We start from the raw sequence: 19,822 nt of genomic DNA on the forward strand, positions 1-19,822 counted from the left end.
ACCTCAAACCTATGCTTTGATAAGTGCGAACGGCATGATGCTCGCATAGCCGTCTCACCACTCCTCCGATGAGGAAGAGGGGCTGGCCGGCCGATTGCAGGTCGGCCCTTTTTTCTTGCGCCGAAAGCGCCTGTTTGCCACTCAGCTTTTTGAGACCGGTGCTGCTGCGCCGGCGGATGTGCCGGCGGCTCCGGCCTTGACGCCGGCTGCGGCATAGCCGCCGCCGATGGCGACGTTGAGGGAGACGTAGTCCTTGGCCATCTGCTGGATGGCGGCGGCCAGGCTGGCGTCGGCGAGCGAGACGTTGCGCTGGGCATCGAGCACGTCGAGCAGCGAGGAGGCGCCGTCCTTGTAGCTGGCGGTCGACAGTTCCAGCGATTCCTCCGTCGTCTTGACGTTGGCGCGCAGTGCTTCGACCGTCTGGGCGTCGCGGCGCACCGCCGACAGCGCGTTCTCCACCTCTTCGACGGCCTTCAGCACCGTCTGCTTCCAGGCGAGATAGGCCGTCTTGGCGTCGGACCGGGCGATGTCGACATTGGCGCGCAGGCGGCCGCCGTCGAAGATCGGCAGGGTGAGCGTCGGGCCGAACGACCAGGTGGTCAGGCCGCCGCCCTTGCCGCCGGCGGGATTGACCCAGGACGGCGAGATCGAGCCGGAGAGCGCGATCGTCGGATAAAGCTGCGACTGGGCGACGCCGATATTGGCGGTGGCGGCGGCGAGATCGCGCTCGGCCCGGCGGATGTCGGGACGGTTGCGGATCAGGTCGGCCGGAATGCCGGAGATGATGCCGGCGCGGTAGATCGGCTGGGCGGCACCCTTCTGCAGTTCGCTCAGCAGCGCCGGGGCCGGCAGGCCGAGCAGCGTGGCGATGTGATGGGCGGCGACGCGGAAGTTGATTTCCAGCGTCGGGATTTCCGCCTGCGTCTGCTGCACCAGGCCCTCGGCCTGGACGACATCGAGGCGCGAGGCGGCGCCGGCTTCCAGCTGGAACTGGGTGAGTTCGTAGGTTTCCTGGCGCGAGCGCAGGTTGTCCTTCGATAGCGCGAGGCGCTCCTGGAAGAAGCGGGCGTCGATATAGGAGTTAGCGAGATCCTGCAGGAAGGCGAGGCGGGCGACGTCGGCGGTGGCATAGGCCGAATCGAGCGAGGCGAGCGCGCTTTCCTTCGAACGGCGGTACTGGCCGAAGAGATCGAGCAGCCAGGAGATATTGGCATCGCCGGCGGAGGTGTTCTCGGCGCCGACCTGGTTGCGGCGCGAGCCCATCTGCCCGGAGACCGTCTGCGAGGCGCCAACCACCAGGCTCGGCAGCGAGCCGGCCCCGGCGACCGTCACATTGCCGGAGGCGGCGTTGATGCGCTCCATCGCCTGCAGCACGTCGAGGTTCTGGTCGATGCCGCGGGCCACCAGGCTGTCGAGCTGCTTGTCGCGGAACGCCGTCCACCACTGCACCGTCGCAACGTCGCCGATGTTCTTGGCGCCACCCTCAGCGAACTTGCCAGGAAGCGGCATCTCGGGGGGTGTATGATTCGGCCCGACCACGCAGCCGGCTAAGGCCGACGCGATCACAAAACATGCCGCGCTGCGAGTTAGTACAGTTCGCCCCTTCACCCACCATCCCCCTTGGTTTGGCTGAAGATAGGCCAAACATGGTTAATGAAGGGTTCATCCGCCGTTTGGCCGTTGCGGCTTGCTGCAACCCTCAAGCCGCAGATAAGCTGCAATGGCCATTGAATAATTGGTGGGATCCGGCTACCGCGACGCAGCAAGTCGACAAGGGCCGTGCGTTCAGGCAGATCGCCCGGGTCGCGGGCTACGTTGATCCCTATCGAACGAGGCAAAGCTATGAACGTCACCATCTACCACAATCCGGCCTGTGGCACGTCCCGCAATACGCTGGCGATGATCCGCAATGCCGGGATCGAGCCCACGGTCATCGAGTACGTGCAAGCCCCGCCGTCTCGCGCGGAACTGGTCAAGATGATCGCCGATGCGGGCCTGACCGTCCGCCAGGCCATCCGGGAAAAGGGCACGCCCTATGCGGAACTCGGGCTCGATGATCCTGCCCTGACGGACGATCAGCTGCTTGATGCGATGTTGGAGCATCCGATCCTGATCAACCGTCCCTTCGTGGTGACGCCGTTCGGTGCGCGTCTGGCGCGGCCGTCGGAACTGGTTCTGGACATCCTGCCCGATACCCATAAGGGCGCCTTCACCAAGGAAGACGGCGAAAAGGTTCTCGATGCGGAAGGCAAGCGTGTTGTCTGATCTGCCAGCAGCGTAAGGTTGATCTCGCGGCGCTGCGCAAGGAAGGGCAAACAAGCTGTCGGGCTCGCTTACTGGCGCCGGAGATCGATGTTGCTCGTGACGACCGTCTTTCCAGTCGCGGGGTCGCGGTCGACCGTCCTGAGACGCAGGCCCTCCGCTCCGACCTTCTCGATGGTCATGCTCGCATTCCGGTCGCCATTCACGGGGCGAGGCCACCGGACGGAAAGATTGATCGCGTTTCCGCGGCGGCTTCCCGAAAGCGCCGACGGCAGGCCGGACGGTCCGACATAGGTACCCGTGTAGCGATCGCCGTTCACCTTTAAATCCGCTGAAACGGCTTTGCGAATGACGAGCAAGCCGCGGCAGTTGCCCTTCATCGAAAAGTCGAACGCACCCGCCGTTGTTGCGAAGCTGCAGTTCACGTTGATCGGATTGCTACCGATCCGCGTCAGCACTGTGCCAGCGCCGTTCCAATTTCCGGCGAGCGACTTGATGAAGTCGATCTCTGCGGCGGCGGCCGTAAGCGGTTGGGCACTAGCAAGAGCAACGGATAACAAATAGGCGGCGCAGCGCATAATGGGACCTCGTAACTGATCGTGCCAAACGTCTCCTGGACAGATCAGTTCCCCGGCCGGCATTTCCGCAGATCGTGGGCGCCGGAAAACCGTTGATGATCCAATGCCGGCCGGTTTACGAGGCCATCACGGATGCTCAACGATTATCGCACAGCCGCATAAAAGCACATAGACCCCCGTATAGGTCATACCCTTCTCGTTGGTGCCTGATGCTTCCTCCCGTTCAATAGTCAGGCCGGGAGCGGGCCATTATTCTCAAGATGCTTCTGCCGCGGGGCAGTTTCTCTCGATCGATCCCGAATGGAACCAGCATACCTCGCGGGTTGTTTCGAGAAAAAGACGACGAGAATGCTCGCAGCGGACACACTTGATCGAAGGGACATTCGGACACGGAAGCCGGCTCTATTACCATCGAGGTAAGGATCATGAGTAAGCCCGCAGCTATTCTTTTTGCAGTCCTGACCGCTGCTCCCGCAGCCGCGCACGATGCGAAGCCGACGCCGATGCAGCCCAACGGATGGACATATCCTTTTTCGTGCTGCAGCGGCATGGATTGCCGCGAGGTCACTGACCAAGCGGTTCTCGAAGGCCCCCGCGGCTATGTCATCAAGCTCACGGGAGAGCTCATCATGTCCCGGGATACTCGCATCAAGGACAGCCCGGACGGGCATTTTCACCAATGCACGGTGGCCGGCGAGCCCACAGGCCGCACGATTTGCCTCTTCGTTCCGCCACGTGCCTACTGAGGATTACGACCATGACACAGGAAACCAATCGTATCGAAAGCCAGCTCATCCCCTTGAAGCTGTTCCCGGATCGTATTTCGGAAGGCTGGACCACGGCGCCGACGCCGGACGCTCACTCAGCGCCGGACAGCGGCTCCGAGGCTCATTTGATGGCGTTTTCCTTCAATAAAGGCCGGTCCGCCGCGCCTCTGGACGATCAAGCTATGCAGAGCCGGACATCTGCCGCGACACTCTACGTGACCGGATCGCTGTTTGAGCTTTTCTGCTACACCGTCAACCTTGACCGGCTTGTCACGGCGATGGGTGAGCAGCCGGCGGCGAAACTGCAGTAGAGCCGCGCAAGATGCGAGCACGCGGTCGAGGCTGTAGTTTCCCCTCGGGTAGCATGATGGATCATTCCGCAAGCGCGTCCCGGACGTCCGCTTAGGCTCGCGGCACCCTACGCGGCCTTGCCTTCGTGGAAAACGCCGCGCTTCTTGAGAAAGCTGATGGCTCCGGCGAGCACACCGAAAGCGGCCATCAATGCGATCAGGACAGACAGATAGCCGACATGTAGGGTCGGATTCGGTGCGGCGAGATATTCCCAGGCCTCTACCGCAACCACAGCGAACAAAGCAGCGCAAGCTGTCGAATAATCCTTGGCGATGACGCGCTTGAAATTGAATTCCATGCCTTCGGTGGATTCGGCAAACTTGCCGAATCGCGGCATCCAGCGCGGCACATCCCGGCAATAGGCTCGATACCCATCGCCAAACTTGTCCTCGAGAAACGCTTCTTCCGCGTAAATGATGCACTGATAGATGAAGGCGAACAGTGCGATGCCGGCGGCCACCACCCAAAGGCTGCCATGCACCAGGAATAAGCCGCTGTAGATCAGCATGTTGCCGACATACAGGGGATTGCGGCAGATGCCAAACATTCCCCCCGTTACCAGATTCTTGGCATAGACTTTCTTGTTAAGGCCGCCCCGCTGGATATAGGCATAACCGATGACGGTGGCGCGCAGGATCAGGCCGGCAAGCACGACGGCGAGCGCAATCAGATCTTTCCCTTCCTCAAGAAAGGCGCTGCCAAATATCTCGGTCGGCGGTAGCGCCATCAGCAGCAATCCGACGATCATCACGGGGAATGCCTGATTGCGGAACCGGAAGAAAAAATTCCCGATGCTTATCATCGTCTTCTTCATTTGATGACCCATGCCTATTTGACCGCGATAATTCCGCAGAAATTGTACCAGCGGAAAAAGACTTCGATCTGGCGAAATCCTGTCTCCTTGAGCAGCTGGACATTTTCTTCCAGGCGGTAGGGGATCAGCACATTCTCCAAGGCTTCGCGCTTTTTCGATATCTCGATTTCCGAATAGCCGTTCCGGCGCTTGAAATCGTAATAGTGGTCGATGAAAAGCCGATTGAACATGGTGTCCTCGCTCGTGAGCTTCTCAATGAGAAGCAGACAGCCCTGCTCATTCAATCCGGAGTAGATCTGCTTGATCACGCGCTCACGATGAAGCGGGCGGACGAATTGCAACGTCAGCAGCATGGTGACGACGCTGGCATCCGTCATCGCGAGGCCCTGGTGAAGATCGCCGACCCTAAGATCAATCTGCCTGCTGGTTTCTGCCTGCTGGATTTTTACTTTGGCTTTCTCCAGCATTTCCGGTGCGTTGTCGATGCCGATGAACTTGACGCCTTCGTCCAAAAAGGCATCGAGCATCAGCAACGTGGTCGCCGTCGAGCAGCCTATATCATAAAGATTGGTGCCGGGCCGTGCGAAATCCCGCGCCAGTTCGCAGACCATGCGCTGCATTTCTTCGTAGAAGGGCACTGACCGGCTCACCATGTCATCGAAGACACCGGCAACCGTGGCGTCGAAGGCAAAGTCCCCGACCGGCTGGTCCTCGCTGAACACCTCGTCCTTACGTTCGATGTGGAGCACTTTGCTCAGGTCTTTCTCCGCCATTTTATCTGATCCTTGGCTTTGGTCTACGAACGCTTCGGGCCTTGGCACCGCGGGCAGACCGAGCCGGATGCCTTGTGCTGCAGCACGCCCGGTCCACGGGTCTGAAATTCTGCAGCTCATTCAATTGACCGATTTCGCTAGCTGGCGAATGACGCGAAGTCAAGTTTCCTGACGGGAAAGGCGAGACATGAGCAGGCCGGCGCCCGAGAGCGCCGCGCGGCTACGTGTGATTTCCAGTCAAAGTGGCGAATGCAGGAATACCGGCATCGAAGCACTCTCTGCTTTCTTGGAAAGATAGAGCCGCGCTGTGTCGAGCGCCTCGCGAATCGTCACATCCATATCGAGATAGCGGTAAGTGCCGAGCCGGCCCACAAAAGTGACGGAGCTTTCCTGTCCGGCGCGCGAGACATAGTCGGCAAGCTGCTCCTTCTCCCTGACCAAGCGAATTGGGTAGTAGGGAGTGTCCTCAGGGCTGCAGGCGCGGGAGAATTCTTTATAGCAAACAGAGCCCGCATGATCCTCCCAGGGAGAAAAATGCTTGTGTTCAGTGATACGCGTGTAGGGAACCGAGACATCCCCATAGTTCATCACTGCGCAGCCCTGGTAGTCACCTTCATACGTAAAACGCTCGAAATCGAGGGTGCGATAGCCGAGCCAGCCGAATTCGTAGTCGAAATAGCCGTCAAGCGGACCCGAATAGAAGACGTGTCGGAAGTCCGCGCTTTGAACACGGTCGAAATGCGTTCCGAGCTTTACCGTGATGTTGGGATGATCGAGAATACGTCCGATCATATCGGTATAGCCCTTCTCCGGCATGCCCTGGTACTTATGGAAGAAATAGTTGTCATCGTAGTTGAAACGCACCGGGAGCCGTTTCAGGATGGAAGCCGGCAGGTCCGTTGGTGAGCAGCCCCACTGCTTTTGCGTATATCCCTTGAAGAATGCCTCGTATAAGTCTTTCCCGACAAACCGGAGGGCTTGCTCTTCAAAGGTTTCCGGATCGGTTATGGATCCGTCGGCCTGCTCTTCAATAAACTGGCGAGCTTCGTCGGGCCTGAAGCTCTTGCCGAAGAATTGATTGATCGTGTGAAGATTGACGGGCAGGGAATAAACCTGACCGTCGCTCGTCGTTTTGACGCGATTTTTGTAGGGTAGAAACGTCTGAAAGCCGTTCACATAGCTCCAGACCTCGGCGTCATCCGTGTGGAAAATGTGAGGGCCATAGACATGGACCATGACGCCCGTCTCTTTGTCCCGTTCCGTATGGCAGTTGCCGGCAATGTGGTCGCGGGCATCGATGACCTCGATTTCATGGCCCGCTTGTGCGAGTTCACGCGCGATGACCGCGCCCGAAAGTCCTGCTCCCACAGCTAGAATTTTTTCTTTTGCGTGCATTGCAAACCGGTCCTACCTCGGGGTTTCAGCGTGTTGAGCGACAGCAGTCGAGTGGGGAACAGGCTCCACTCCGGGTGCTCGACGATTGGCGGGATCTAATGAAAGTTTGGCGCGCATGAGCGCATCATACCCGTCGATCAAGCGATCCAGATCGAGTCCTTTTTCTTGTGGCCCGAAGCTCAAGTGGCTCACGGTAAAGTCCGCATAAATCGCGGTCGGTCGATTGAGGAAGGTCGGCAAACCGACTGTTAGAGCGTGTTCGTCATCGCCTTTCGGCAAAGCCATGTGGATCAGGTCTCTTCCGAGCCAGGCTATGAAATTGATCGACTGACGTTCGTTCCAATCGATGACCTTGGCTGGCAAGGGCAGGCGCTTGTCTTCCGTTTGCAGAAAATAGTCGTGCAGTTCATTGGCGCGCTCCGCGCTTTGCCAAAGACTGCCGCCAAAACCGCCGGGCGGCCGTTCAAAATGGCCGACCTGGTTGGGAATTGAGCCCGCAACCTGCTGCCAATAGGCGCATACGCCGTTGTTCACGACATTGGCGGAAACGACAACATATTTCGGATTGGTTCGCCTGAACTCGATGAACTCGCTGAGCTTTTCGAGGTCCACATAAACGATGTCGTCATCGCATTTGAGGAATATCGAGTTCGAAAAGGTCTGCTGCCGCTTGGCATAGAAATCATAGGCTTGCCAATAGGGTATCTGCTCGTTCGGATTGCCGACGAAACGTTGTATGCGCGATCGTACTTCGCCCAATTCCAGATCGGCACCCCACCCGCCGCGGAACATGATCGAGGCGCCCGCCGAAAGGTCAAGCTCGGCCCAGTGGCCGATCGCCACGTTATTGACATGCAGGGAAAGGACTCCTGCTGCATCAATGTTGAGGACGATTTGATTTGGAGCACCTGGCGACAGGATCGCTGGAGTGGGCTTGCTCCAAATCGCCTGCGCGTTGTCGCGATCGAAACTCTTGAGCTGACTGCGTGGCAGCTTGCGCAGGACCGAGTGCGAATTGCTCCAGCCGCCGACAACGATTTCGAAATAAATATCGCCGCCGTCGTTCGGAACGACGGCAATGTGAAGGTCGTTTGTGATCGTCGCATTGAGGCGGAGAGGTTGACTGGGAGCAACCGATCCCCAGGATTGGTAGGGCGCGGCGGAGCCCATGTAGCGGACCGGGCCAAATTCGCGCGTCACCCACTCATGATCCGCGACGGAGCGCGTAAAATCCCAGACGTGCCATTCATCTATAATCCCGTCATCCATTGCCTTCCGGATGTACTGGGTCAGAATCTCCATTCTTTTTTGGCGTCCGGCAAACGTCACCAGTACGACTGGGGTCATAGTATCCTCATCGCTTACAACTGTTATTGCAATTCGCGCTGCGCATTATGAAGGCACTCCTCAAACGAGCTGAGTTCGCGTAATGCGGCTAATACCGTCAATCAGCCAGGGAAGTTACGCGCCTGGCTGATTGCTACGATTAGATCCAAGGACCGCGCACGAAATGTCACTCGGATGGGGCGATTTCCGCCTGCTTTTGTATCATCCAAGTATCCCGCTCTCCGGTGAAGTGGAGGGTGCATCCATGCACTTTGCAAAACAAATCAACGTCGTGCTTCACCGCTGGGAACATTAGATAATCGTCCCCGAACAGGACACCACCCGGCGGCAAAAGATCATAATATAGAGAAAGCTCTAGGAAGGTCTCACCGCACTCGTGAGCCGAATCCAAATAAACGAAATCGATTTCGTAGTTGAGCACCTTCAAGGTCCGAGCAGCAACCACCGAGGTTACGCGGAACGGCACCACAGTCTCAGTGAGACCGTTATTGTACATGGCGTTCATGAAGTAATCGAAGATTGCCGGATTGCCGTCCGCTTTCCTCATTGTGCCCGCAAAATTACTCAGGAGCCACATGTTGATGTCGCCACACCATGGGTCGACACACAGCAGTGTGCCATTCGTTTCGCGAAGCCATGACCCAATTATTGTCGCGCTATTGCCGATAAAGCTACCGACCTCGACGCCCAAAGTAGGCTTCCGACCTAAAAAGGCTTCGATAGCGCCAAGAGTTAGCGGACCAATGTGTGCCGTATATTGCATTGGAGCGGGCAAAAGCTGCGGCCGGTAGCCGTGATAAGGATTATCGCATCCGAACAAGCGGTTGCTGATGTCTTTAAAATTCGGCTTCGTTCGCTTGAGATCGTTAGCGTTGATGAAATTTGTCAGCTGAGGGTCAGCAAGGGTTTTTGCGGAGAACCAATTTCTGAGAACGCTTTCATCAATATGCTCACTGAGATCTGCCATCTAGCTTCTCGCTGTTGTTAGAATGCTGTGAGGAAAGGTGTTTGACCAGATCGCCTTAGTAGGCCCAGTGGGAGATGTTTATCGCCCTGCACGTCCGGTCGGCTCTGCCCAAAGGCGTGAATCTGGTGCCAAGGGCGCGTGGTCGTGCCACTGAGCGAGCTTTTCGAGATACCGCCGCCGGTAGGCGCGGTCATCCTCGAACTCGACGCCTGCCAGGACAAGTTCCGCGCCGATCTCGTAGTAGACGTCGAGGTTGCGCAGGTTAGGGACCGGTGTTTCGCCGCGCTCGGCTTCACCCTGAATCTGCCAGAACAGCTCTTCGAGACGGCGTGCAAGGCCTGGAATATCGCGCAGGACACTTGTCTCGCGATTGCGTTGCAAGGCGTCCTTGATTGCCGTGAGGCTTTTGCGATCGTGCGCCAGGGCGATGGCGCGGCTCACATATTCGTCCGGCGTGCTGCAAATCAATTCCGGAATGCCGGCGGCCGCGACGATGCTCGAGCAGAAACGTGCGGCAAAGGTTTTCCCTGGGAAAGTCAGGACCGGCAATCCCATGGTGATCGCATCCGCCGCAGTGGAGTGCGCCCCATAGGGGAAGGTGTCGAGGAAGAGATCAGCAAGACCGATGCGCGCGAGATGCTGCGGATTGGGCGCCTTGGCGGCGAAAATGAGCCGCTCTGCTGCCACACCGCTCTGCGCGGCTGCCTCACGCAGGCGCTGGTTGACATCCTCGCTTGCCCCAAGCAGCCACAGCACGCTGCCCGGCGTCGCCGAAAGAATCTTCATCCAGCGCGCAAAGCATTCGGCGGTAATCTTCTGCATCCCGTTGAAGCTGGCATAGACAAAAGCATCTTCCGGCAGTCCGGCCTGGGCCCGGGTCGGCCGCTCGGCCACCTCTCGCTTGCGGTCGACGGGCTGGTCGCAGGCGATCCGCAGCACCTTTTCGGTGTAATAGATCTCGTTTTCGGGCGGCACGATCTGCGCGTCGGTAATCATATACTGATGAAACGGACTGCTCATCGTGCCGGGATAGCCGCAGAAGTTAACGATGACCGGCGCCGGCCGATAGGCGAAGATTTTCGTGCGCGCCTGCTTGGTATAGCCGTTGACGTCGATAAGGACGTCGATTTCGTCGGCTACGATCTGTCTGGCCGCATCGATATCGCTCAGCGCGGTAATATCGCGCCAGCAATCGACGGCGTTCCTGATGCGGTTATGCGTCGTATCACCGGACCGAGGCTCGCCGCAGTAGTAGGCGTAGATCTCAACGCTACTCTTGTCGTGCAGCTCGAGAACTTCGCAAAGAGCGAAGCCGACCGCGTGCTGGCGCAAATCCGAAGAGACATAGCCGACGCGCAGGCGCTGTCCGGTTCCCGTTTTGAGCCGAGTAGGCTTGCGTGGGAAGCCAACCGTGTCCGGCCGCCCGACCAGTTTCTGGCCGTAACGATACGCTTTGGCGAGCTGGAAAAGCGGGTCGTCGGCATAGCAGCCGAGCGTCAGCGGCGACAGCGCATCAACCAGTTGCCGGGCCGAGACGTGGATCGAGGGAGTGAGAAGCGGCCATTTGCACTGATGCTGGCGCAGAGAGGTCCAATGCTGGCCCGCTTCGGGCTTCGAGGGTTGGAGCTCGATCGCCTGCCACAACGCCGTTTCTGCGTCGGCCAGTTGGCCGGCGGTTTCCAGCACACGGCCGGTATGCTCCAGGGCCATCAGACGATGGCTGAGGCGATCTGGCGTGATCTCCCCAGTCGCCTCCGAGAAAGTCCGCCATTGCCCGACGGCCTGACCAATAAGGCCGCAATCCTCGAGAGCACGGCCGAGGTTGATGTGGGCAGGACCGAACATCGGCTCCTGTTTCAAGCAGGCGCGCAAAGCCTGGATCGAACCCGCTAGGTCGCCCATGTTGCGCAGGCAGACAGCATAGTTGAAACAGGCCATGTGCAGCAGCGGATGGATGTCGTTGAAGGCAATCCAAGTCTTGTAGAGGTCGGCCGAATGCGCGAGCAATCCAGCGCCACCGAAGCCTTCGGCCGCCTGGAACAGTGCAGTCAGAGACATCTGCTGACTGCGCGCCTGCTGCAGCATATCTGAAAGCGTTGACGCCTGAGCGGAAGCGGTTGTTGTATTGACGTTCATGCCTTTCCCTCGACAAAACGGCCCTGTGGCCGAAGACTCCCCAGGCGCGCTAGATGGCCTGCAGCTTTATTGACGGCCTGGCTTGCGCGGGGCTGGTTGTATGGGGAGGGGTGGCGCGACAGCTCCTCGAAAATGAAAAACGGACGGCGCGTGGTGCGCCGTCCGCTCTTGCAGCATTGAATGAAGTATTACGGCGCGGGTTAACGCGCCGCTTGCTATTAGTTGTTGTAAGCCTCTTGGACCCAGTTCGGATCGAGCACGTTAGCTTGGGCGGTGGTGAGCGCGTCGAGCTGCGCATCCGACAGGCCCAGGATATCGTCCGAGGACAAGCCGGGGAGAGCCTTGACGTCGATAGCAGCGATCTCGTCGCTAGAGAAGGCTGCGATTTCGGCGGCGTCGAAGGCTTCGAGCTGGGTCGACGACAACACAGCGACCTGGCCGGAAGTCAGAGCAGTTGCCTGTGCCAACGAGAGGGCTCCCGCCTGGCCGGCCGTCAGGCCCTTGATGTGAGCCACGTTGATACCGGCGACGTCCGCGGTTGCGATCAGCGCTACGTTGTCCGTGGAGATGGCCGCCAGCGTATTCGTGCTGAGTGCGTTGAGGTCATTGCTGTTCAGCGTTTGGGCTTGTGCCGCGGTTAAGCCGGCGGCGCCGGCGGTGCTCAGGCCGGCAAGCTGACCGCTTGTCAACGATCCGAATGCCGCGCTGGTGAGACTGCTGATCTGCGTGCTGCTCAGGGCGCCGACCTGGGCGGTCAGTAGGTTGCCGACCTGGGCGCTTGTAAGCTGATCGGCGTGCAGAACCGCAATCTGCGCGGTCTTAAGCGCCTGCAGGTGAGCCGAGTCAAAGTTCGCCAAGTCGGTGTTAACGAGCGAGGAAATGACATCGGTTGATAGTGCTGCGGTCTGGCCTGTGGTGAATGCAGCCGCGCCGTTCGTTATTGCCTGGAGTTGGTCGAGCTTCAACCCGGCAAGAGCGGCGGTCGCCAGGCTGGTGAGGTTCGCCGTGCCCAGCGAGGTGACTCTGGTGGCGTCAATCGCGCTGAGCTGGCTGGAATTGAGCGCAGCTACCTGAGTGGAATTCATGGCGCCAAGCTGCGCAGTGCTCAGAGTCGCAACGGAATCTGTCGTGAGTTTTTTGATTTGAGTAGCGTTAAGTTTTTGAAGAAAGGTAACGGCTGACATGGATGTACCCCAAGGTTAGTGGTGTCGTGGCAACGCCGGTGTCTGGCATCACCCTCGGCAAAGACTATGCTAGGTGAAACATGGCTCGCGCGAGCCAGCGCATCGGAATGGCATCATGCATCCAGAGCAGCGACGTCTCTGATTCCCACGCCCTCGAAAGCGAGTAACAATGCCATGTCACCGGAATTAGCTTGAAAGCGCCGGTGCACCCATGCCTCGCATTCTGATTACACCATTATTCCGCAGAGTTTAAATTTTGGTTAATTGCAGCTCCAAATTGTTGCTTTTCTTGCGACATACAATTTTGGTCAAGCGAGTAAAAGTAGGCGGCGTGCTTTCATGTCGTCTGTCTATATTGCCTCGCAAGAGGTGCCTTATGATCTTTACTTGCCACTGAGAGCATTGACTTGCCGGGTGAGGCGCCCTAACCGTCAGGAGCCGTCGAATTCCGCATAGGCAGCAAGTACCGCATCGACTTGCGCCGAATTCAGTGCCCCGACCTGTGCCGAGGTGAGAGCATCCAGCTGTTGGCTGCTCAGGCCCCAAATATCGGCCGTTGACAGGCCCGGCAGAGCTCTCGTGTTGATCGCCGCGATTTCGTCCGTCGTGAAGGTCTGGACGTCCTCCACCAGCATCGCCGCGATCTGTGCGGCCGACAGCGCTTGAATCTGCGTCGAGTTCAAGGCGTCGATCTGCTCGGATGACAGCGCCGCGATCTGGTCGCTCGTTAGCCTGGCAATCTGGCTGGACGTCAGCGCATGGATCTGGTCGGTAGAGAGAGCCGCGACTGTGTCGGTGGACAAGCCATACAGCGACCGCGTGCTGATCGCCGCGATCTCGTCGGGCGTGAAGGTCGCGATGTCTTCCGGTTCTAGGGCGCCAAGCTCGGCCGCCGTCAGGGCAGCGATTTGCGAGCTCGTCAAGGCGGCAACCTGATCCGTCGACAGGGCGGCGATCTGGCTGCTTGAGAGCGCCGCGATCAGGCGGTTGGAAAGGGCGGCGGTCTGGCTGGTCGAGAGCGCCGTAACATCCAGTCCCGCCGCTTGCCGCGTGGTCAGGGCGCTGATCTGCGCGGTGCTCAAGGCGCCGACCTGCTCGGGTGACAGCGCGGCGATCTGGTCGCTCGTCAGCACCACAAACTGGGCGGTCGTCAGGGCGTTCAGCTGATCCGAGGAGAGAGCCGCAACGGCGCCGGTGGACAAACCCGGCAGCGCCCTGGTGCTGATTGCCGCGATTTCGCCGGTCGTGAACGTCGCGGTGTCTTCGGACTCCAGGCCCCTGATATCGAGCGCCGTCAGGGCAGCGACTTGCGCGCTCGTCAGGGCGGCCGCCTGATCAGTTGAGAGAGCGCCAATCTGATTGCTTCCGAGTGCTGCGATCAGGCCCGTCGAAAGGGCGGCGGTCTGATCGGTCGAGAGCGCCGTGACATCCAGCCCCATGGCTTGCCGCGCGAGCAGGGCACTGATCTGCGTGGTGCTCAAGGCGCCCATCTGGCCGGATGACAGCGCTGCGAGCTGAACGGTCGTCAGCGTCGCAACCTGACGGGCCGTTAGCGCGTGGAGCTGGTCGCTGGAGAGAGCCGCGACGGCATCGGTGGACAAGCCCGGCAGCGATCTGATGCTAATCAGCGCGATTTCGTCAGTCGTGAAGGTTGCGATATTTTCCGGTGACAGGGCGCCAAGCTCGACCGCTGTCAGGGCGGCGACTTGCGCGCTCGTCAGGGCGGCCGCTTGATCGGTTGACAGGGCGGCGATCTGGTTGCTTCCGAGTGCTGCGATCAGGGTCGTCGACAGTGCGGCGGTTTGATCGGTCGAGAGTGTCGCGACATCCAGGCCGAGGGCTTGCCGCCATGTCAGGGCACTGATCTGCGCCGTGGTCAAGGCGCCGACTTGCTCGGATGACAGCGCCGCGAACTGAACGGTCGTCAGCGTGGAAATCTGGCTGGTTGTCAGCGCGTGGATCTGGTCGCTGGAGAGGGTCGCGACGGCATCGATGGACAAGCCCGGCAGCGCCCGCACGCTGATCGCCGCCATCTCGGCGGTCGTGAAGGTCGCGAGGTTATCCGGCGATAGTGCGCCAAGTTCGGCCGCGGTCAGTCGGGCGATTTGCGCGCTCGTCAGGGCAGCGGCCTGATCGGTTGAGAGGGCGGCGATCTGGCTGCTTCCGAGTGCCGCGATCACGCCCGTCGACAGGGCGGCGGTCTGGTCGGTGGAGAGCGCAGTCACATCCAGCCCCAGGGCTTGGCGCGAGGTCAGGGCGCTGATCTGTGTCGTGCTCAGGGCGCCGACCTGCTCGGATGACAGCGCGGAGATTTGGTCGCTCGTCAGCAAGGCGATCTGGCCGGTTGTCAGCGCATGAATCTGGTCCGTGGAGAAGGCGGCGATGGCGTCGGCGGACAGGCCCGATAGCGACCGCGTGCTGATCGCGGCGATCTCGCCGGTCGTGAAGGTTGCGACATTTTCCGGCGACAGGCCACGCAGCTCGATTGAAGTCAGCGCAGCAATTTGCGCGCTCGTCAGGGCGGCCGCCTGATCGGTTGAGAGCGCGGCGATCTGGCTGCTTCCAAGTGCCGCGATCACGCTCGCCGAAAGGGCGGCGGTCTGGTCGGTCGAGAGCGCTGCGACGTCCAGTCCCGGTGCTTGCCGCCATGTCAAGGCACCGATCTGCGTCGTGCTCAAGGTGCCGATCTGCTCGGACGACAAAGCCGCGATTTGGCCGCTCGTCAGCGCGGCAATCTGGCCGGTCATCAGCGCATAGACCTGGTCGGTGGAAAGCGCCGCGATGGCATCGTTGGACAGGCCCGGCAGCGACCTGGTGCTGATGGCCGCAATCTCGTCGGGTGTAAAGGTTGCGATGTCTTCCGGCGACAGTGCCCGAAGTTCGACCACTGACAGCGCGGCGACTTGGGCGCTCGTCAGGGCGTCCACCTGCTCGGCTGAGAGGGCTGCGATCTGGTTGCTTCCAAGCGTGGCGATCAGGGTCGTCGAAAGGGCGGCAGTCTGCTCGGTGGAGAGCGCCGTGACATCCAGTCCTACGGTTTGCCGCGAGGTCAGTGCGCTGATCTGCGTGGTGCTCAAAGCCCCCATCTGCTCGCCAGAAAATGCCGCGAGCTGAGCGGTCGTCAGCGCCGAAACCTGGCGGGTCGTCAGTGCGTGGACCTGATCGGTGGAAAGAGCTGCGATGGCGTCAGTGGACAAGCCGGGCAGCGCCCTGGTGCTGATCGCTGCGATTTCGTCGGTCGTGAAGGTCGCGATGTCTTCCGGCGTGAGGGCGTGGATTTCATTGAGACTGAAGGCGCCGATCTGCGAGCTGGTGAAGGCAGCGACCTGATTGCTGTCCAGTGCTGTCATCTGGCCGGCGGAAAGGACTGCAACCTGTCCCGTGGACAGGCTCTGGATCTGCTGCGCGGACAGAACCGCCAACTGGTCGGCCGTCAAGCCGACGATGGCGCCCGGCGATACGGCGCTCATCTGTTGGGCGCTCAGTGTGTGGACGTTGTCCGCACCCATAGCAGCGATCTGACGCGCGTTGAGGACTTTGACTTGGTCAGCGCTGAGGGCTGCCGCATCCTCGGTAGTCCAGGCCGCGATCGAAGCCGTGGAAAGGCTCCGGATTTGGCTGACGGACAGCGTAGGGATGGTTGTTGTCATGGACGCGCCCCAGATTTGCTAACGGATCAAAAACGTCATTACCTACCGCTCCGCGCGAGTGGACCAATCAGGCCCTCTCAGTGTTGGACAAGGCCAGCTCCGTGCTGCTCGGGGTTCGCCAGATCAGCCGGACGCCGCCATCGCGTGGTCGCTGCGAAGGAAAAGCGATTTTTGCAGAGAACATGGCTCGGACGAGCCTGCGCATCGGAAGGGCATCATGCATCCAGAGCCATGCAGCGGCCCTGATATCCCCACGCCAGTGAACGCGAACGTCTTCGCGCTACAACAGCCCGTCCGCCGAATCGGCGGTCGAGGCTGCACGCGAACCTTCGCTACTGTGGGACTGTTAGTCAATAGCCTTTAACGTTCGGTTAACGCCCGCCCACCCTCGCTTTCACCAGTGGGTTTCTGTCGGGGGCCAAGCTCTTGAAAAACCGCAAGTCGGAAAGGCCAGAAGCGATGGGCCACAAGCAGACATGCCGTTTTGGCGGTGTGCTAGTTGCGGCGCTTCGATGGGTGTAGACTCCCGGCATATTGCATGTTCATGCAAGGCAACGATGATGAGTATCCCCGCGCTCGACCGGAAGCTGCTCGCGATCCTAGCGGCGGATATGGTAGGCTACTCGAAGGCGATGGAGGCCGATGAGGCCGGCACCATCAAGCGACTGAAAGCCATCCGCGCCGACCTGATCAATCCCGCCATCTCCCAGCGCCATGGCACCGTTATCAAACTGATGGGCGACGGCGCGCTCGTCGCCTTCGACAGCGTGGTTGATGCGGTTGCCTGCGCCGCGGAGTTTCAGAATACTGTGGCGACGCGCAACGCCGGCGTACCGGAGGCTGAGCGCATCGTATTCCGCGTCGGGATCAATCTGGGCGATGTGGTGTTGGTGGATGGCGATGTCTATGGGGATGGCGTGAATGTCGCCGCGCGGCTGGAGCAGTTGGCCGAGCCGGGCGGCGTGATGGTGTCGGGGACGGCATACGATCATCTCCAGGGCAAACTCGACTGGCCGCTCGATTTCGCCGGCGAGCAGCAGGTCAAGAACATCAGCCGCCCGGTGCGGATGTATCGGCTGAGACTCGACGGCAAACGGGCGCGTCGCCCGCTTCTCAGAATGATGCCGCGCTGGGCCAAGACGGCTGCGGCGGCGATCGTGGCGCTGGCTCTGGCGGGCGGCGGGGTCTGGTGGTTCTTGCAGCCCGAACCTTTGAGCGGCAAGCCGTCGGTGGCGGTGCTGCCCTTCAACAATTATGGCGGCGACGAGGCTAGTGGGCGTCTGGCCGATGGCCTGACTGAGGACATCATCACCGACCTCGCGCGGTTTCCCGAATTCGAGGTGGTGGCGCGGAATTCGACGGAAGTTTATAAAGGCAAGCCGGTGGATGCCCGCCAGGTCGCAAGTGCCCTCCATGTCGGCTTTGTATTGGAAGGCTCGATCCAGCAGCAGAGGGGCCGGGTACGGATCACAGCACAGTTGATCGACGCAAAAACCGGCCACCATCTTTGGTCGGAGAATTGGGACCGGCCTGTTGAGGACGTGTTCGCCGTTCAGACCGAAATCGCAGAGCAGGTCACCAACCGCCTCGGCGGCGGAGTGGGACTGATTCAAGAAGCCGGGCGGGCTGCAGCCAAACGTAAACGGCCTGAAAACCTGAATGCCTATGATTACTATCTGCTCGGGTCCGAGAATATTGAAAAGCTCACCAAAGCGGATGCGGAGGAGGCCGTCACGTTTCTCAACCGCGCCGTCGAGCTGGAGCCGGGGCTGGCACGGGCCTGGGTAGAACTTTACCATGCTCATGATCTATTGGGTGTGTTTGGTGTCGATCCCGAGAGCAACCGCAAGGCCGCTGCCGATGTAGCCGAACGCGCGGTGCAGCTTGATCCGAGCGACGCTGAAGCACACGCGGTGTTTGGTATGAGCCTTGCTAATAAGGGCGACATGGGCCGCGCCAAGGCTGAGCTGGACACGGCCCTTCGTCTAGCTCCCGGTTCGTCCGAAATCCTGACTTTCTATTCCGGCTTTGCAGCACGCTTCGGTGAACCCGAACGCGGCGCTCAAATGGTCGACCAGGTAATGCGGCTCGACCCGAATTATCCGATGTGGACGTCCAACTTCTTCTCACCTGCCTATTTTATGGCGGGCCGGTATGAGGACGCGGTGAAGATGCTGGACCGCATGACGCCTAACAACTACCAAAAGTGGAATTGGGTGATACGTAGCAGCTCCCTCGCGGCACTGGGTCGAACCGATGAGGCGAATGCTTCGGTTGTAGAAACTCTCAAGCGGCACCCGGACCTGACTGTCGAGAGCATGATCAATGAATCCGGCCTGAGCGCAATGGAGCGCAGTCGATTCATAGAGACAATGCCGCTAGCTGGCTTCCCGGCGTGCGCCAAGCCCGAGACGCTGGCGAATCTCGCCAAACCTGTGCGACTGCCGGAATGCGAGGCGGGGAAGGTGAAGTCTCTCGGGCAACCATAGAACGCCCTGTGCAACGCGCGCGCCCACTGATCGCCCGATACCGGCGAGCGCTGTCGCTGAGGGTTTGGCGCGATGACGCAAATGGTTGCAACGCTGCGCGAAGCACCCACTAAGTCGGCTTTGGGGCATCCACGCCGACCCGGTGTTGTCCGACATGTATCCGCTTTCTGCCCAAATACGGACGACTGCAGCCTGTTGACGCCACGCTTAGACGCGATCATCCCCCTGTCGCGCGGTATTTCTGCGAGCTCGGAATTCCTGCCTAATTCACGAGTGTTGCTTTGCGAGCGGCGGCAGCTTGAGATAGGGATTGTCGGGATCATAGGAGCCCTTTGGCTCACCTGTGTTACCGACTATCAGTCCCTTTATCAGATGACCCTCCGGCCCGAACAGATAATTGCTACCAGCGCATAGGTGAGCGAGCTTCCTATAATCGAAGTATTTGAACCGATCGTCGGCGAGAAATGCCGCGTCATCATAGGCTTTCCCAGTGATCCGAGAATAGCCGGCAGCACCCATATAGGCTCCGCCTACATCCGTATTGATTCTTGCTCCAACGCACATATTGCCGAGGACCATTGAGAGCTTGAAAATTCGAAGCGTTTCCGCGTCTTTGCTTCCTAGCGGCTTTAGCGCTTCAGCAAGATAGTGATTCGTTGACGGATCGTTGGTCATCGTCTTGCGCCAAGCCGGGGGCATCTCAGCCGCAAAACTTGAAAGCGCCGATACGACAATCGCCACAGAGACTACACCCGCGTGCTTCCGATATTCGTTATTCAAGATCTTCTCCCAGCTGATTCCTGCAACCTAAAGGCAGCATAAGGTGCTTCCGTATATCGGAAAAGCGGAAAACACCGCCGCACGTTTCCAATCCCCAACGCTCGAATCCCATGCTCTCCTGCATCTCGAAATGGAGATCAGGAGATAGCGGGGATGACCCTTATCCAAAACTGCCGAGGCTCTAATCGCTGCCGGATGAAAGTTCAGTGGCATGTATGGACGGCCTCCGCGTGGCAAGGGCTTTTTGGCATTTCTGACGATTGGTCGGGTGCAGGCATGTATACGGCCTTTGATTGCGGCTGGTTCATGCCGCTGGCCCTGATGTAGTC

15 protein-coding genes are annotated in these 19,822 nt (G+C 59.7%); 4 read left to right on the top strand and 11 right to left on the bottom strand.

From position 1 onward, the window contains the following. Window positions 1–141: 141 nt before the first annotated feature. Window positions 142–1,566, bottom strand: coding sequence for an efflux transporter outer membrane subunit (locus HGP14_RS24890; protein WP_168832541.1), 1,425 nt, complete (start codon window positions 1,564–1,566; stop codon window positions 142–144). A 276-nt stretch (window positions 1,567–1,842) separates the two neighbouring features. Here HGP14_RS24890 and arsC point away from each other — a divergent pair, with 276 nt between their 5' ends. Continuing rightward, complete coding sequence (gene arsC, locus HGP14_RS24895; protein WP_168832542.1) at window positions 1,843–2,265, top strand: arsenate reductase (glutaredoxin); 423 nt, start codon at window positions 1,843–1,845, stop codon at window positions 2,263–2,265. A 68-nt stretch (window positions 2,266–2,333) separates the two neighbouring features. On the opposite strand, the gene HGP14_RS24900 is transcribed toward arsC, so the two are convergent. Then, window positions 2,334–2,840, bottom strand: coding sequence for a hypothetical protein (locus HGP14_RS24900; RefSeq protein ID WP_168832543.1), 507 nt, complete (start codon window positions 2,838–2,840; stop codon window positions 2,334–2,336). Between the two features lie 425 nt (window positions 2,841–3,265). Here HGP14_RS24900 and HGP14_RS24905 point away from each other — a divergent pair, with 425 nt between their 5' ends. Both HGP14_RS24905 and HGP14_RS24910 read left to right on the top strand, forming a co-directional pair. Next, window positions 3,266–3,586 (top strand): hypothetical protein, encoded by a 321-nt coding sequence (locus HGP14_RS24905; RefSeq protein WP_168832544.1) that lies wholly within the window; start codon window positions 3,266–3,268, stop codon window positions 3,584–3,586. Window positions 3,587–3,597: 11 nt separating this feature from the next. Next, window positions 3,598–3,918, top strand: coding sequence for a hypothetical protein (locus HGP14_RS24910; RefSeq protein WP_168832545.1), 321 nt, complete (start codon window positions 3,598–3,600; stop codon window positions 3,916–3,918). A 107-nt stretch (window positions 3,919–4,025) separates the two neighbouring features. On the opposite strand, the gene HGP14_RS24915 is transcribed toward HGP14_RS24910, so the two are convergent. The 8 genes from HGP14_RS24915 to HGP14_RS24950 all read right to left on the bottom strand — a co-directional run bounded on the left by HGP14_RS24915 (window position 4,026) and on the right by HGP14_RS24950 (window position 16,224). Then, window positions 4,026–4,772: an isoprenylcysteine carboxylmethyltransferase family protein gene (locus tag HGP14_RS24915; RefSeq protein ID WP_168832546.1), complete on the bottom strand. Its 747-nt coding sequence runs from the start codon at window positions 4,770–4,772 to the stop codon at window positions 4,026–4,028. A gap of 14 nt (window positions 4,773–4,786) precedes the next feature. After that, window positions 4,787–5,545, bottom strand: coding sequence for a carboxy-S-adenosyl-L-methionine synthase CmoA (gene cmoA, locus HGP14_RS24920; protein WP_168832547.1), 759 nt, complete (start codon window positions 5,543–5,545; stop codon window positions 4,787–4,789). A 237-nt stretch (window positions 5,546–5,782) separates the two neighbouring features. Continuing rightward, on the bottom strand, window positions 5,783–6,940 hold the full coding sequence (gene glf / locus HGP14_RS24925) for a UDP-galactopyranose mutase (protein ID WP_168832548.1): 1,158 nt from the start codon (window positions 6,938–6,940) through the stop codon (window positions 5,783–5,785). 12 nt (window positions 6,941–6,952) lie between these two features. Then, window positions 6,953–8,287: a hypothetical protein gene (locus HGP14_RS24930; protein WP_168832549.1), complete on the bottom strand. Its 1,335-nt coding sequence runs from the start codon at window positions 8,285–8,287 to the stop codon at window positions 6,953–6,955. 166 nt (window positions 8,288–8,453) lie between these two features. After that, on the bottom strand, window positions 8,454–9,254 hold the full coding sequence (locus HGP14_RS24935; protein ID WP_168832550.1) for a class I SAM-dependent methyltransferase: 801 nt from the start codon (window positions 9,252–9,254) through the stop codon (window positions 8,454–8,456). 78 nt (window positions 9,255–9,332) lie between these two features. Next, entirely contained in the window at window positions 9,333–11,390 is a 2,058-nt protein-coding gene (locus HGP14_RS24940; protein WP_168832551.1) for a glycosyl transferase, read from the bottom strand. 218 nt (window positions 11,391–11,608) lie between these two features. Continuing rightward, window positions 11,609–12,574 carry a hypothetical protein gene (locus tag HGP14_RS24945; RefSeq protein WP_168832552.1) on the bottom strand — a complete coding sequence of 322 codons (966 nt, stop codon included), beginning with the start codon at window positions 12,572–12,574 and terminating at the stop codon, window positions 11,609–11,611. Between the two features lie 431 nt (window positions 12,575–13,005). Beyond that, complete coding sequence (locus HGP14_RS24950) at window positions 13,006–16,224, bottom strand: S-layer family protein (protein ID WP_168832553.1); 3,219 nt, start codon at window positions 16,222–16,224, stop codon at window positions 13,006–13,008. Between the two features lie 560 nt (window positions 16,225–16,784). On the opposite strand from HGP14_RS24950, the gene HGP14_RS24955 reads away from it, so the two are divergent. Then, complete coding sequence (locus HGP14_RS24955; protein WP_168832554.1) at window positions 16,785–18,713, top strand: adenylate/guanylate cyclase domain-containing protein; 1,929 nt, start codon at window positions 16,785–16,787, stop codon at window positions 18,711–18,713. Window positions 18,714–18,980: 267 nt separating this feature from the next. On the opposite strand, the gene HGP14_RS24960 is transcribed toward HGP14_RS24955, so the two are convergent. Continuing rightward, entirely contained in the window at window positions 18,981–19,493 is a 513-nt protein-coding gene (locus tag HGP14_RS24960) for a hypothetical protein (RefSeq protein ID WP_205927323.1), read from the bottom strand. Window positions 19,494–19,822 lie beyond the last annotated feature (329 nt).

This window comes from Rhizobium sp. P32RR-XVIII, assembly GCF_012641395.1.
GTDB lineage: Bacteria > Pseudomonadota > Alphaproteobacteria > Rhizobiales > Rhizobiaceae > Rhizobium.